General features: G+C 59.6%; 11 protein-coding genes. 4 read left to right on the plus strand and 7 right to left on the minus strand.

Annotation, left to right across the window (positions count from 1 at the left end):
- Positions 1-96: 96 nt before the first annotated feature.
- Both RCH06_RS05460 and rsxB read left to right on the plus strand, forming a co-directional pair.
- Positions 97-1,728: a polyhydroxyalkanoate depolymerase gene (locus tag RCH06_RS05460; RefSeq protein WP_327080427.1), complete on the plus strand. Its 1,632-nt coding sequence runs from the start codon at positions 97-99 to the stop codon at positions 1,726-1,728.
- 69 nt (positions 1,729-1,797) lie between these two features.
- A complete protein-coding gene (rsxB, locus tag RCH06_RS05465; RefSeq protein ID WP_327080428.1) occupies positions 1,798-2,496 on the plus strand; it encodes an electron transport complex subunit RsxB in 699 nt (232 codons plus the stop codon).
- Positions 2,497-2,529: 33 nt separating this feature from the next.
- On the opposite strand, the gene RCH06_RS05470 is transcribed toward rsxB, so the two are convergent.
- The 6 genes from RCH06_RS05470 to scpA form a co-directional block, all read right to left on the minus strand.
- Positions 2,530-3,018: a VOC family protein gene (locus tag RCH06_RS05470; RefSeq protein WP_327080429.1), complete on the minus strand. Its 489-nt coding sequence runs from the start codon at positions 3,016-3,018 to the stop codon at positions 2,530-2,532.
- Positions 3,015-5,063 carry an acetyl/propionyl/methylcrotonyl-CoA carboxylase subunit alpha gene (locus RCH06_RS05475; protein WP_327080430.1) on the minus strand — a complete coding sequence of 683 codons (2,049 nt, stop codon included), beginning with the start codon at positions 5,061-5,063 and terminating at the stop codon, positions 3,015-3,017. Before RCH06_RS05475 ends, RCH06_RS05470 begins: the two co-directional genes overlap by 4 nt.
- Positions 5,064-5,141: 78 nt before the next feature.
- Complete coding sequence (locus RCH06_RS05480) at positions 5,142-5,918, minus strand: YdcF family protein (RefSeq protein ID WP_327080431.1); 777 nt, start codon at positions 5,916-5,918, stop codon at positions 5,142-5,144.
- A 75-nt stretch (positions 5,919-5,993) separates the two neighbouring features.
- The gene (locus tag RCH06_RS05485) at positions 5,994-7,526 is read right to left on the minus strand and encodes an acyl-CoA carboxylase subunit beta (RefSeq protein WP_327080432.1); all 1,533 of its coding nucleotides are present in this window, start codon (positions 7,524-7,526) and stop codon (positions 5,994-5,996) included.
- Between the two features lie 34 nt (positions 7,527-7,560).
- Complete coding sequence (gene meaB, locus RCH06_RS05490) at positions 7,561-8,625, minus strand: methylmalonyl Co-A mutase-associated GTPase MeaB (RefSeq protein WP_327080433.1); 1,065 nt, start codon at positions 8,623-8,625, stop codon at positions 7,561-7,563.
- A gap of 28 nt (positions 8,626-8,653) precedes the next feature.
- A complete protein-coding gene (gene scpA, locus RCH06_RS05495) occupies positions 8,654-10,810 on the minus strand; it encodes a methylmalonyl-CoA mutase (protein ID WP_327080434.1) in 2,157 nt (718 codons plus the stop codon).
- A 154-nt stretch (positions 10,811-10,964) separates the two neighbouring features.
- On the opposite strand from scpA, the gene RCH06_RS05500 reads away from it, so the two are divergent.
- Entirely contained in the window at positions 10,965-11,600 is a 636-nt protein-coding gene (locus RCH06_RS05500; RefSeq protein ID WP_327080435.1) for a GntR family transcriptional regulator, read from the plus strand.
- Between the two features lie 18 nt (positions 11,601-11,618).
- Here the strand turns inward: RCH06_RS05500 and dusA are convergent, their stop codons facing one another.
- Positions 11,619-12,632, minus strand: coding sequence for a tRNA dihydrouridine(20/20a) synthase DusA (dusA, locus tag RCH06_RS05505; RefSeq protein ID WP_327080436.1), 1,014 nt, complete (start codon positions 12,630-12,632; stop codon positions 11,619-11,621).
- Between the two features lie 251 nt (positions 12,633-12,883).
- Here dusA and RCH06_RS05510 point away from each other — a divergent pair, with 251 nt between their 5' ends.
- Positions 12,884-14,680 carry a M14 family metallopeptidase gene (locus tag RCH06_RS05510; RefSeq protein ID WP_327080437.1) on the plus strand — a complete coding sequence of 599 codons (1,797 nt, stop codon included), beginning with the start codon at positions 12,884-12,886 and terminating at the stop codon, positions 14,678-14,680.
- Positions 14,681-14,692: the final 12 nt, after the last annotated feature.

Below are 14,692 nucleotides of genomic sequence, written 5' to 3' on the forward strand. Positions count from 1 at the left end.
GCTGTTTATCATTAGCACGTCAAACTTAACGCCTGTTATATTGCACTGCAACATATTTCGTTTTTACCCGCCGTATCCAAAAAAAGGTTCGTTCCCATGCTGTACCAGCTTTATGAATCCCAGCGCACGTTGATGGAGCCGTTTGTCGACTTCGCACAGGCCGCTGCAAAACTCTACGGTGGCTCGTCGTCACCCATCGGCAAAACTCCGCTTGCCCAGCGCGTGTCTGCAGGCTACAGCCTGATGTACCGACTCGGCAAGGGTTATGAAAAGCCTTCCTTTGACATCCATACAGTAGACGCTGACGGCGTCGCCCTGGCGATTCAGGAACGCATCGAACTCGACAAGCCTTTTTGCGAGTTGCGCCGCTTTAAACGCTTTTCTGACGACACGGCCACGCTCGCCAGGCTCAAGAACCAGCCTGCAGTGCTGGTCGTAGCGCCTTTGTCGGGCCACTACGCAACCTTGCTGCGCGACACCGTCAAAACAATGCTGAAAGATCACAAGGTCTACATCACCGACTGGAAAAACGCACGCAACGTGCCTTTGTCCGACGGCACGTTCAACCTTGACGACTATGTCAATTACGTCCAGGAATTTATCCGCCACCTGCAGGGCAAATATGGCAACTGCCATGTGATCAGCGTGTGCCAGCCGACGGTGCCTGTGTTTGCCGCCATCTCCCTGATGGCTTCGCGCGGCGAAACCACGCCCCTGTCGATGATCATGATGGGCGGCCCGATTGATGCCCGCCAGTCGGCCACGGCAGTGAACGACCTGGCCACCACCAAGCCCTACGAGTGGTTTGAAAAAAATGTGATCTACCCTGTTCCCGGCAACTTTCCGGGCAAGGGTCGCCGTGTTTATCCGGGCTTTTTGCAGCACACCGGTTTCGTGGCCATGAACCCGGATCGCCATGCCACCAGTCATTACGACTACTTCAAGAACCTGATCAAGGGCGACGACGCCAGCACCGACGCGCACCGCAAGTTCTACGACGAGTACAACGCCGTGCTGGACATGGATGCCGACTACTACCTTGACACCATCAAGACCGTTTTCCAGGAATTCAAACTGGTCAAAGGCACCTGGGAAGTCATGTCGGTTGATGGCAAGCTCGAACGCGTGATGCCAAGCGACATCAAGACCACCGCCGTGATGACCGTAGAAGGCGAGCTCGATGACATTTCCGGCGCCGGACAAACCCGTGCCGCACTGGCGATGTGCAGCGGCGTGCCCGAGTCGCACAAAACCCACCTGGAAGCCAAGGGCGCGGGCCATTACGGCATCTTCAGCGGCCGGCGCTGGCGCGATGTGGTCTATCCAGCGGTGAAAGCCTTCATTCTGGAAGAGAACAAGTCGCTCATGCCTGCTGAAACCTTGCCAGTGGCTGCCAAAAAAGCAGCGCCAGTGGCCAAAGCAGCCAAAGCGCCTAAAGCAGCGAAGAAGCCAACGCCCGTTACCACCGAAGCAGCAACGCCAGAGGCACGACCCGCGCCAAAATCCGAAGCCAAACCAGCTGTCAAACCGGTTGCCAAGCGCGCCTCCAAACCCGTTCTTGTGGCAGTCAAGCAAGCTAAAGCCCCGGCTGCAGCCGCACCTGTTGCCACCCCTGAGAAGGCAGCCCCGGCAGTCGTTGCATCGTCCGTTGCAGCTGTACCCGCTAAAGCGGCGACAACCGCAGAAACCGCCGCAACGCCACTTCCGCCCGAGCAGTCAGCCGCTTGACAATGCCCTGCGCTGCCGACTTCACAGCGGCGCAGGGAAATCAAGCTTTGCCAGTGGGAAAATAGGCGCGTGAACCCACCCGCCTTCTTTACCCCAAAAACCCTTTTTGACCGCATCCATGCTGCATTGCCCCAAACGCAATGCACACGCTGCGGTTTTCCTGATTGCGCGGCCTACGCGCAGGCCATCTCATCAGGTCTAGCCGCCATCAACCAGTGCCCGCCTGGCGGTGCTGAAGGTGTGGCGCTGCTTTCGCAAATCACCGGCTTGCCGGCACTGCCGCTGAATCCATCCAACGGGGTTGAAGGCCCGCGCACCATGGCCGTGATTGACGAAGCCTGGTGCATCGGCTGCACCTTGTGCATCAAAGCCTGTCCGGTGGACGCCATCATGGGCAGCAACAAGCTGATGCACACCGTGATGGAAACTTACTGCACGGGTTGCGAATTGTGCGTGCCCGTCTGCCCGGTGGACTGCATCAGCCTCGAAAACGTCACTGGCCAGCAAACCGGCTGGAGCGCCTGGTCTTCAGCAGAAGCCAAGACGGCCCTGTTACGCTACGAATTTCATAGCTACAGAAGCACGCAGGACAAGCACGTCAACCCTGAAACGCTTGAAAACGTCGAAAAATTGCCGCTGGCAGAGCATCCTGAGGCCGTCAAAAGCGCAGCGGTGGCTGAATCTGCCAGTACGCCAGCCGAACGCAAGCGCGCTGTCATTGAAGCCGCACTGGCCCGCGCCCGGGCGCAGCGCGGCGCCCAAGCCTGAAGCCACGCCTGCCGCTGATTCGGGCGATTGCTGTTAAGCCGCCGCGCCCTGGGCCAGGGTTGCAAAAGCACTGATCACTTCAGGCGGTGCCTGCACCAGCTCAATCAGCACGCCCTCGCCCGACACCGGAAAGGCGTCATTCGACTTGGGATGCAAAAAGCAGATGTCAAAACCGGCCGCGCCTTTGCGAATGCCGCCCGGCGCAAACCGCACGCCCTGCGCGGTCAGCCATTCAACCGCCGTGGGCAAGTCATCAATCCACAAGCCGACATGGTTGAGCGGCGTGGCATGCACGGCGGGCTTTTTGTCGATGTCAATGGGCTGCATCAAATCGACTTCAACCTTGAACGGGCCGCTGCCGATGGCGCAGATGTCTTCATCCACGTTTTCCCGCTCGCTGACAAAATTACCGGTGACTTCCAGCCCCAGCATGTCCACCCACAGTGTGCGAAGCCGGTCTTTGCTCGGGCCCCCAATGGCGATCTGCTGGATGCCCAGCACCTTGAACGGGCGGCGGTTCATACGAACTCCACAATCGGCTGATCGACGCTCAGCGACTCACCCTTGGCGGCCAGCACCTTGCCGACTACGCCGTCCGCCATCGCAAACAGCACGTTTTCCATCTTCATGGCTTCAATCACCGCCACACGCTCGCCCGCCTGCACTTTTTGACCGACCTGCACCGACACTTCGGCCAGCAGGCCCGGCATGGGCGACAGCACAAAGCGGCTCAGGTCAGGCGGTGCCTTGAACGGCATCAGCGCATGCAACTCGGCCGCGCGCGGCGACAACACCAGCGCATCGAGCCGGGTGCCGTTGTGAATAATGCGTATCGCCAGCGGGTTCTTGCCCACGCCGCGTTCGACTTGCGCGGCAAACGGCTGGCCGTTGACGGTGCCGCGAAGGCGCGTGCCGCCCAAATGCCATCCGCTGCATATTTCATAGCGCTTGTCGCCCGTCTCTACGGCGCTGGAGCCCGAAACGGCTTGATAATCCCGAACCACGGCGGGTTTTGGCGTGTTGGTGCCGCCCTCGCCCAGGCCAATCACCACATATTTTTCGCCGACGGTCACGCCGTGGCCCGGCAACTGGCCGCTGATGCCTGCAGCACGCGCCCGGATGCGGCGGTTCACATACGCCGCCAGCGCCACCAAAAAGTCGGCATCGTCATGCGGTACGTCTTCGGCTTTGAAACCGTCGGCGTAGTTTTCGGCGATGAAGCCGGTGTTGAAGTCACCAGCGACAAACTTCGGATGTGCCAGCAAGGCCGCCTGGAACGGAATGTTGCTGCTCACGCCGCGAATCACGAAGCTGTTGAGCGCCTCGCGCATCTTGGCAATCGCGTCATTGCGGTCGGTGCCGTGAACGATCAGCTTGGCAATCATCGAGTCGTAATACATCGGAATCTCGCCGCCGTCCTGCACGCCGGTATCCACGCGCACGCCAAACCAGTGCGACGTGTCGGAAGCAAACATGGTTTCCTTCGGCGGCTGAAAGCGCACCAGCCGGCCGGTCGAAGGCAAAAAGCCCCGGAACGGGTCTTCGGCGTTGATGCGGCACTCAATCGCCCAGCCGTCGCGCTTGACTTCAGCCTGGGTGAGCGGCAGCTTTTCGCCCGCTGCCACACGAATCATCAACTCCACCAAGTCCAGGCCGGTGATGCATTCGGTGACCGGATGCTCGACCTGCAGACGGGTGTTCATTTCCAGGAAATAAAAACTCTGGTCTTTGCCGACGACAAATTCAACCGTGCCGGCTGATTGGTAATTCACCGCCTTGGCCAGTTGCACGGCCTGCTCACCCATCGCTTTGCGTGTCTCGTCGCTGATGAACGGGCTGGGCGCTTCTTCAATGACCTTCTGGTGACGGCGCTGGATGGAGCATTCGCGCTCATTGAGGTAAATGACATTGCCGTGGCTGTCGCCCACCAGCTGGATTTCGATGTGGCGCGGTTCCTCGACAAACTTCTCAATGAATACGCGGTCATCGCCAAAGCTGTTGCGCGCTTCGTTGCGGCAGCTGGTGAAGCCTTCAAACGCTTCCTTGTCGTTGAAGGCAACGCGCAAGCCTTTGCCACCGCCGCCCGCGCTGGCCTTGATCATCACCGGATAGCCAATACTTTGCGCAATTTCCACCGCTTTTTCAGGCGTTTCAATCGCGTCGTTGACGCCGGGAATGCAGTTCACGCCCGCCGCACCGGCCAGCTTTTTGGATTCGATCTTGTCGCCCATGGCGGCAATTGAGTAATGCTTGGGGCCGATAAAAACGATGCCTTCTTCTTCCACGCGTTTGGCAAAACCGGCATTTTCGCTCAGGAAACCGTAGCCCGGATGCACCGCTTCGGCGCCGGTCTGTTTGCAGGCGGCAATGATTTTTTCCGCCTGCAAATAGCTGTCGCGGCTCGGCGCGGGGCCGATGTTGACAGCTTCGTCGGCCAGCTCGACATGGCGCGCATCCTTGTCGGCATCGGAATACACCGCCACCGTTTTAATACCCATTTTGCGGGCGGTAAGAATGACGCGGCAGGCAATTTCGCCCCGGTTGGCGATCAGAATTTTGGTAAACATGCAATATTTCCCCAGGAATGAATCAATTTTGAGTGTTTGGGCGGTTGCGTTACGTGCAGGCTTGGCGGGTGCATGGTGTCAATATTCATTGAACAGCAAACCCGACATGCAGGCAAAGTATTCGCGCAGCCAGGCGTTGTAGCGCATGTACAAAGGCGTTGGGGCACCGGCGGTTCTGACGTTTTTCCAGCCTGCTTTTTTGGCAATCCAGCCGGCCCGCAGCGTGTGGAAATCATTGGTCACCAGCAACATCGGCACCGCCGGCCCCAAACCGATTTTTTGCACCAGCTGCAAGGAAAAGACCAGGTTTTCATGCGTACTGGTGCTGCGGTCTTCGAGCAGGATCTGTCCTTTGCCCAGCCCTTTGCCTTGCAGATAGCCGGCCATGACGCTGGCTTCTGAAAGCACTTGGCCAAAATCCACACCCCCGCTGACCACGACCTTGGCGTCTGGATAGCTGCGGGCCAGGCTAAAGGCCAGGTTCAGCCGCTCGACCAGTGCCGGCGAAGGTTGCGCGTTGGGCGTGCTGGAGCCGAGCACCACAATCACTTGCGGGGTAAAGCCCTGCAAATCCTGCGACTGCTGGCGCAGCGTCAGCCAGGCGAAAAACGCCGCCAGCGACAGCAACCAGACGCCAAAGCCCGCCTGCACCAGAGCCCAGATGCGCCGACGCTGCGGCTGGCTATCCAGCCACCGGCGCCAGGACGCGCCACACAAGGCCAGCGCCACCAGCACCGCGCCCAGAAAGGCCGGAATCAGCATGCCCAGATGCGTCACCTTGACGGTGACCAAGTAAAGACTTTGGGTCAGCAGCAATGCGCCCAGCAACAGCCGCACCCAGGAAGTGAAACGCAAGCGCATCATTTTCCTAACGGCAGCGGCCTGAAGATACGCACTGCTTTGGGCTGATTCCCGACTGGCGAGCTTTTCTCACAGCGGAATGTTCCCGTGCTTGCGCCACGGATTTTCAAGCTTCTTGTCCTTCAGCATCACCAGCGAGCGGCAGATGCGCTTGCGGGTTTCGTGCGGCAGGATCACGTCGTCAATGAAGCCGCGTGCGCCAGCCACGAACGGATTGGCGAAACGCGCTTTGTACTCGGCTTCTTTCGCGGCCAGTTTGACCGGGTCACCCTTGTCTTCCCGAAAGATGATCTCGACCGCGCCCTTGGCGCCCATGACGGCAATCTCGGCATTCGGCCAGGCAAAGTTCACGTCGCCGCGCAAATGCTTGGAACTCATGACGTCGTACGCGCCGCCGTAGGCCTTGCGGGTGATGACGGTGATTTTCGGCACGGTGCATTCAGCGTAGGCGTAGAGCAGCTTGGCGCCGTGCTTGATGATGCCGCCGTATTCCTGCGAGGTGCCGGGCATGAAGCCGGGCACATCGACAAAAGTGATGACCGGAATATTGAAGGCATCGCAAAAGCGCACAAAGCGCGCCGCCTTGATCGAGCTTTTGATGTCCAGGCAACCGGCCAGCACCAAAGGCTGGTTGGCGACGATGCCGACCGACTGGCCTTCCATGCGGGCAAAACCGATGATGATGTTTTTGGCGTACTCGGGCTGGATCTCGAAAAAGTCGCCATCGTCGACCGTCTTGGTGATGAGTTCCTTCATGTCGTACGCCTTGTTGGCGCTCAAGGGCACCAGCGTGTCCAGGCTCATGTCCATGCGGCTGGCCGGGTCGGCGCTTGGGCGCACCGGCGCTTTTTCGCGGTTGTTCAGCGGCAGGTAGTTGTACAGGCGGCGCAGCATGATGAGCGCTTCAACATCGTTTTCAAAGGCCAGGTCGGCCACGCCGCTCTTGGTGGTGTGGGTGATGGCACCGCCCAGTTCTTCGGCCGTGACTTCCTCGTGTGTCACGGTCTTGACCACTTCGGGGCCGGTGACGAACATGTAGGACGAGTCCTTGACCATGAAAATGAAGTCGGTCATGGCGGGCGAATACACCGCGCCGCCGGCTGACGGCCCCATGATCATGCTGATTTGCGGAATCACGCCGCTGGCCATGACGTTGCGCTGGAACACGTCGGCGTAACCGCCCAGCGACGCCACGCCTTCCTGAATGCGCGCACCACCCGAGTCGTTCAGGCCGATGACTGGCGCGCCAACCTTCATGGCCTGGTCCATCACTTTGCAGATTTTCTCGGCATGCGCTTCGCTCAAAGCGCCGCCAAACACGGTGAAATCCTGGCTGAAAACGAAGACCAGTCGGCCATTGATCATGCCGTAGCCGGTAACCACGCCGTCGCCCGGAATCTTGTTGTCTTGCATGCCAAAGTCGTTGCAACGGTGCTCGACAAACATGTCCCATTCCTCGAACGTGCCTTCGTCCAGCAACACTTCGAGGCGCTCGCGCGCCGTCAGCTTGCCTTTGCCGTGTTGCGCATCAATGCGCTTTTGGCCACCGCCCAGACGCGCTGCTGCGCGCTTTTTTTCAAGTTGCTCAAGAATTTCCTGCATAGCTCGCTTTCTGTAGAGTCTGGTTTGATGCTATCTATTGAATAGCTGCTTGCGCCCGCTGCGCATGCGCAGAGAGCAGATTTCTTGCCGCAGTCGAGGCCGGAAGCTGTCCTTGGCCCACCTGCTCCAGCAGCGACGGCAACAAAGCACCGACTGCCGGGTCTTGGCGAAACGCCAGTTTCAGGCCGGCATCAATGCGTTCCCACATCCAGCTCAGCGCCTGATGCTGGCGGCGGCTGCTGAGCTTGCCGTTTGTGGTCTGCAATTTTTTGAACTCGCTGACCGCCGCCCAGAACGCATCGACGCCTGTGTTGTGCAACGCGCTGAGTTGCAGCACCTGCGGATGCCAGTGCGTGTCAAATTCAGCGGCTTGCGCGGCATTCATGGCGTTGTTGACCAGGCCGAACAGGCGCATGGCGGATTTAATTTGTGCTTCGGCGCGCATGGCGGCGTTGGCGTCGATGTCGGCCTTGTTGATGACGACCAGATCGGCCAGCTCCATCACGCCTTTCTTGATCGCCTGCAAATCATCGCCGGCGTTGGGCAATTGCATGACCACGAACATGTCGGTCATGTTGGCGACGGCGGTTTCGGACTGGCCGACGCCGACGGTTTCGACAATCACCACGTCGTAGCCGGCGGCTTCGCAAACCAGCATGGCTTCGCGGGTTTTTTCAGCGACGCCGCCCAACGTGCAGCTCGAAGGGCTGGGCCGGATGTAGGCCGATTCATGCACCGACAGCATTTCCATGCGTGTCTTGTCGCCCAGAATAGAGCCACCCGACACGCTTGATGACGGGTCGATGGTCAGCACCGCCACGCGGTGGCCCTGCTTGATCAGGTACAGGCCCAGCACTTCAATGAAGGTCGATTTGCCAACGCCCGGAACGCCGCTGATGCCCAAACGAAACGCATTGCCGGTGTGCGGCAGCAGCAGGGTCAGCAACTCGTCGCCCTGCGCGCGGTGGTCGGCGCGGGTCGATTCGAGCAAAGTGATGGCTTTGGCAATGGCGCGGCGCTGGATTTGCAGGTCATTGCCCAGAATGCCCTGCAACAAGCCCGCTGTTTTGCCTGCGTTGGCGGTGTCGGTTGGATTCATGGTCTGAGGTGGCAGCACAGTAGCGGCTTCAGGCAATCGCCTTTTTGATCTGCTCCAGCACATCCTTGGCGCTGGCCGGAATCGGTGTGCCGGGGCCGTAGATACCTTTGACGCCTGCTTCGTACAGCATTTCGTAGTCCTGGCGCGGAATCACGCCGCCGACAAACACGATGATGTCGTCTGCGCCCTGCTTCTTGAGCTCGGCAATGATGGCCGGCACCAGCGTCTTGTGGCCGGCGGCCAGCGTGCTCACGCCCACGGCATGCACGTCGTTTTCAATCGCCTGGCGGGCGCATTCCTCGGGCGTCTGGAACAGCGGGCCCATGTCCACGTCAAAGCCGAGGTCGGCAAACGCCGTGGCGACGACCTTGGCACCCCGGTCATGGCCGTCCTGGCCGAGCTTGGAAATCATCACGCGCGGGCGGCGGCCTTCGGCTTCGGCAAAGGCGTTGATTTCGCTTTTCAGGCTTTCCCAGCCTTCCGCCGAGTCATAGGCGGCGGCATACACGCCGCTGACTTTTTGCGTGTCGGCGCGGTGGCGGCCATAAACTTTTTCCAGCGCATCGCTGACTTCGCCCACCGTGGCGCGCAGACGCATCGCCTTGATGCACAAGTCCAGCAGGTTGCCGCTGTTGTCCTCTGCTGCAAAAGTAATAGCATCCAGCGCTTGTTGTACCTGCGCTGTGTCACGTTTTTGCTTGATTTCGTTGAGCCGGGCAATCTGGCCGTCGCGCACCGCCACGTTGTCGATGTCGCGGGCTTCGATGGCGTCTTCAGTCTTGAGCTTGTACTTGTTGACGCCGACGATCACGTCCTTGCCGCTGTCAATGCGGGCCTGCTTTTCAGCCGCCGCTGCTTCGATCTTGAGCTTGGCCCAGCCGCTGTCCACGGCCTTGACCATGCCGCCCATCGCTTCGACTTCTTCGATCAGGGTCCAGGCGGCGTCGGCCATGTCTTGCGTCAGTTTTTCCATCATGTAGCTTCCTGCCCAAGGGTCAATGACGCTGGTAATGTGGGTTTCTTCCTGAATGATGAGCTGGGTGTTGCGGGCAATGCGCGACGAGAACTCGGTGGGCAGCGCAATCGCCTCGTCGAACGAATTGGTGTGCAGGCTTTGCGTGCCGCCAAACACGGCCGCCATCGCCTCGATGGTGGTGCGCACGACGTTGTTGTACGGGTCTTGCTCGGTCAGGCTCCAGCCGCTGGTCTGGCAGTGGGTGCGCAGCATCAGGCTCTTGGGGTTCTTGGCGTCAAAGCCCTTCATGATGCGGCACCACAGCAAGCGGGCCGCGCGCATCTTGGCGACTTCAAGGTAGAAGTTCATGCCAATCGCCCAGAAAAAGCTCAGGCGTCCGGCAAAACCGTCAACGTCCAGCCCCTTGCCCAAGGCGGTTTTGACATATTCCTTGCCGTCAGCCAACGTGAAAGCGAGTTCCAGCGCCTGGTTCGCGCCGGCTTCCTGCATGTGGTAACCGCTGATCGAGATCGAGTTGAACTTGGGCATGTGATGCGCCGTGTACTCGATGATGTCGCCAATGATGCGCATGCTGGGCGCAGGCGGGTAGATGTAGGTGTTGCGCACCATGAACTCTTTGAGCACATCGTTTTGGATGGTGCCGCTCAGCTTGTCCTGGCTCACGCCTTGCTCTTCAGCCGCCACCACGTAACCCGCCAACACCGGCAAGACCGCGCCGTTCATGGTCATGGACACGCTGACTTTGTCCAGCGGAATCTGGTCGAAAAGGATTTTCATGTCCTCGACCGAATCAATCGCCACACCGGCCTTGCCCACGTCGCCGGTCACGCGCGGATGGTCAGAGTCATAGCCCCGGTGCGTGGCCAGATCAAACGCCACCGACACGCCCTGCCCGCCAGCACTAAGGGCCTTGCGGTAAAACGCGTTGGATTCTTCTGCGGTTGAAAAGCCGGCGTACTGGCGAATTGTCCACGGGCGCACCGAATACATCGTGGCCTGCGGGCCGCGAATGAAAGGCTCCAGACCCGGCAAGGTGTTGGTGTAAGGCAGGTCTTTGATGTCATCAAAGGTGTACAGCGGCTTGACGCTGATGCCGTCGGGCGTTTGCCAGTTCAGTGCCTCCACATCCCCGTTGGGAGCAGATTTGGCGGCCAACTTGGCCCAGGCATCAAGGTGGGCAGCGTTGAATGACGGTGGTGTAGGGCTCATGATGGGATCAGCAGTCTTTTGTTGGGTTTTGCCGCTGAGTCAGCCTTTTACAGGCAGACCCGTGCAACAAATGCAGTCTGTAAACAAGCTGGCAAGTCTACATTATTTATAATTATTGATTCAAAAAATTTTCAGAACGCTTACACTTGTTGCCATGGCTGAACTTTCCCTATCCCCGCGCGCACTTTACCAAGACGTTGCCGAGTTGTTGCGAGAGCGCATTTTCAGCCATGAGCTGGTGCCCGGCAGCTGGATTGACGAGCTCAAACTGGCCGAGGAATATGGCATCAGCCGTACCCCTTTGCGTGAAGCGTTGAAGGTATTGGCCACCGAAGGGCTGGTGACCATGAAAGTGCGGCGTGGCGCTTATGTCACTGAGGTATCAGACACCGACCTGTCCGATGTGTACCATTTGCTCGCGCTGCTTGAAAGTGATGCTGCAGGCGTGGTAGCTTCAAGCGCATCGCCGGCCCAGATCAGGGAATTGCAAAGCTTGCACGACGAGCTTGAAAAAGAGGTCGGCAACCGGGAACGCTTTTTTGCACTCAATGAAGCGTTTCACATGCGTTTGCTGGAAATTGCCAACAACCGCTGGCGCAACCAGATGGTGGCCGATCTGCGCAAGGTGATGAAGCTGAACCGGCACAACTCGCTACTGAAAAGCGGCCGGATTGAAGAGTCTCTGGCAGAGCATCGGGCTATCATGGCCGCCTTGACGGCGCGCAATGCCGAAGCGGGTGCCCAGCGCATGCGTGAACACTTCAAAAATGGACTGGAAGCGGCCGCTTGATCACGGCCCGTCAATAACTCAAGCTGCAGTCAGCACCGGCTCATGCGCCAGCGCCATCACCGCGTGGGGCGACAGCCCTTTGAGCTTGTGGTCGCTCCAGACCTGACGCCAGCGGCGTGAACCCGGCAAGCCATGGCGCAAGCCCAGCATGTGGCGGGCAATGGCGCTGAACGCCGTGCCGTGTGCCACCGCTTCGCGAATCATGTAATCACACATCTCAAGCTCGACCTGTTCGCGCGTTAGGTCGCTGGGCTGCTGGCCAAAAAAATCCGTGTCCCACGAAGCCAGCCACCACGGGTTGTGATAAGCCTCCCGGCCAATCATGACGCCGTCGAGCGCCTGCAATTGCCCGTCCACCTGATCGCCGGTGGTGATGCCGCCGTTGACGCAAATCGTCAAATGCTCGAAGTCCTGCTTCAGGCGGTGCACCAGTTCATAGCGCAGCGGCGGCACTTCCCGGTTTTCTTTCGGGCTCAGGCCTTTGAGCCACGCATTGCGGGCATGCACAATGAACGTGTTGCAACCGGCTTCACTGACCGTGCCGACAAAGTCGCGCACAAATTCGTAGCTCTCGGTCTTGTCGATGCCAATCCGGTGCTTGACCGTGACCGGCACACGCACCACATCGACCATCGCCTTGACGCAGTCCGCCACCAGTTGCGGCTCGTTCATCAGGCAGGCGCCAAACGCACCGCGCTGCACGCGCTCGCTGGGGCAACCGCAGTTGATATTGATCTCGTTGTAACCCCACTGCTCGCCCAGCTGCGCGCACTGTGCCAGGTCGGCGGGCTCGCTGCCGCCCAGCTGCAAGGCCACCGGATGCTCTTCGACGTTGAAGCGCAAATGTCGCGCCACATCGCCATGAATCAACGCGCCCGTGGTCACCATCTCGGTGTAGAGCAGTGCATGGCGCGACATCAGCCGGTGAAAAAAACGGCAGTGCCGGTCAGACCAATCCATCATGGGCGCAACGCTCAGTCGCCATGGGTTGTCTGAAAGAGCAGAAACGTCGGTAGAAACGGGGATTGACATGGCCCCATTTTCCCTGAAAGCGAATTCAGCCCGGATGGCACCGGCTGGAGAACGCTAAAAAACCAGCGAAGTAGTCATTAAAACGTTGCGCGGCACGCTTCTTCGCACTGCTCACCTGACTCAAGCCGCGCATTTTCAGTGCCTACTTCGCCCTGCCGCAAAGGTCTGTAAGGCAGTTAATATCAGTATTTACGAAATACTTTCCGCCAGCCTGACCCATGGTTAACACCCAAAAAAGAAGAATGACCACCATGACTGCCCTTGACTCCAAGACCCGCGCCGATTTTTCAGCCCCTCGTACGCGCTCGGCGCTACTGGGAATAATCGCCCCGCTGACCTTGCTGACGGCCTGCACCACGGTGCAGTTGCCGACCTGGACGCCTGCCGTTTTGCGTCCCGCCGTCAACACCACAACAGCCCCCGCGCAGAGGTCTATTGAGCCAGCGGTCGGCGTACAAACTTATCCGGTAGCGCCGCCGTCGATCACTGCGGCAGCGCCCGCACAAGCGCCAACCCCTTACAGCGCAGCAGTTGCCGCCCGGTTCCCGGCGCCTTCGGTGGTCTACAAGACACCCGGCCTGCAAGCGGGCCGCGCGCACTTCACCACACAAGATGAAATCCACGGCTGGCTGCGCGATCAGACGGCATCGCTGTCACGTTCGGTCGGTATCAAGGCAGCGGTGTTGCCTATTGGCACGTCACAGCAAGGTCAGCCCTTGGAAGCACTGGTTTTGACACGCGGCACCGGCACCGACCCTGCTGCACTGCAGGCGACAGGCCGGCCTACCGTGTTACTGATAGGCCAGCAGCACGGCGACGAACCGGCCGCCAGCGAAGCCATGCTGGTGGTGGCGCGCGAGCTGGCGCAAGGACTGTTGCAGCCGCTACTGGAACGCATTAATGTGGTGATTATTCCGCGCGCCAATCCTGACGGCGCGGACAGGGGCGAACATGTCACGGCAAACGGCCGCGACATGAGCCGCGATCATTTGTTGCTCGACACGCCCGAAGCCCAGGCGCTGGCCCGCCTCACGCGCGACTACCTGCCCACGGTGGTGCTGGATGCGCACGAATACACAGCCGTCAGCCCGTACCTGCAAAAATTCGGAACCGTGCAGAAATTTGATGCGCTTTTGCAGTTCAGCACAACCGCCAATCAGCCAGAATTTTTAAGCAAAGCCGATGAAGAGTGGTTTCGCCGGCCCTTGCTGGCGGCGCTCAAAGGCCAAAGCCTGAGTTCTGAGTGGTACTACACGACGTCAGCAGACCCTGCCGACCGGAAAATCTCCATGGGCGGCAGCGAGCCTGAAACCAGCCGCAATGTGGACGGCCTTAAAAATGCCATCAGCCTGCGGGTCGAGTCGCGCGGCACCGATCTGGGCCGGCTGCATATCCAGCGGCGCGTGCATACCCATGTCACCGCCATCACCAGCGTGCTTGGCAGCACCGCCCAGCGCGCCAGTGAACTCGGGCAGTTGCGCCCCTACATTGACAAAGAAGTCAGCGCACAAGCCTGCCGGGGCGAAGCGGTCGTGGCCGCCGCCACAACACCCGCCCAATACGACCTGCTGATGCTCGACCCGGTCACCGGTGCCGATAAATCCATCACGGTAGACTGGGACTCAGCGCTGGCGCTGCGCACCCTGAAAGCACGTGTGCGTCCATGCGGCTACTGGCTGTCGGCCAACTCAACCATAGCCGTTGAGCGGCTTCAGCTCCAGGGTGTGCAGGTGCTCAGGGTGCTGGAACAAAGTGCCATGCTGGGCGATATCTACCGCACAGCCAGCGCATCCCGGCAAAACGTACGCACCCAGAGCGCAGCTGGCACGCCGATTGTCAAAACCGAAGTGACGCTGGTGCGCGGCGTGATTGATGCCCCCACAGGAAGTTATTACGTTCCCATGAATCAGCCTTTGGCCAATCTGGTCATGGCCGCCCTGGAACCCGATACGCAAAGCAGCTATTTTTCAAACCAGTTGCTTGACAACCTGGCCAGTACCGCACGCGTCATGTCCGAGCCTTCGTTGAAGGCAGAGGCACTGCCCTGAACAGGCGCAGGT

It is taken from the genome of Polaromonas sp. CG_9.5 (assembly GCF_035984465.1).
Classification (GTDB): Bacteria; Pseudomonadota; Gammaproteobacteria; order Burkholderiales; family Burkholderiaceae_C; genus Polaromonas.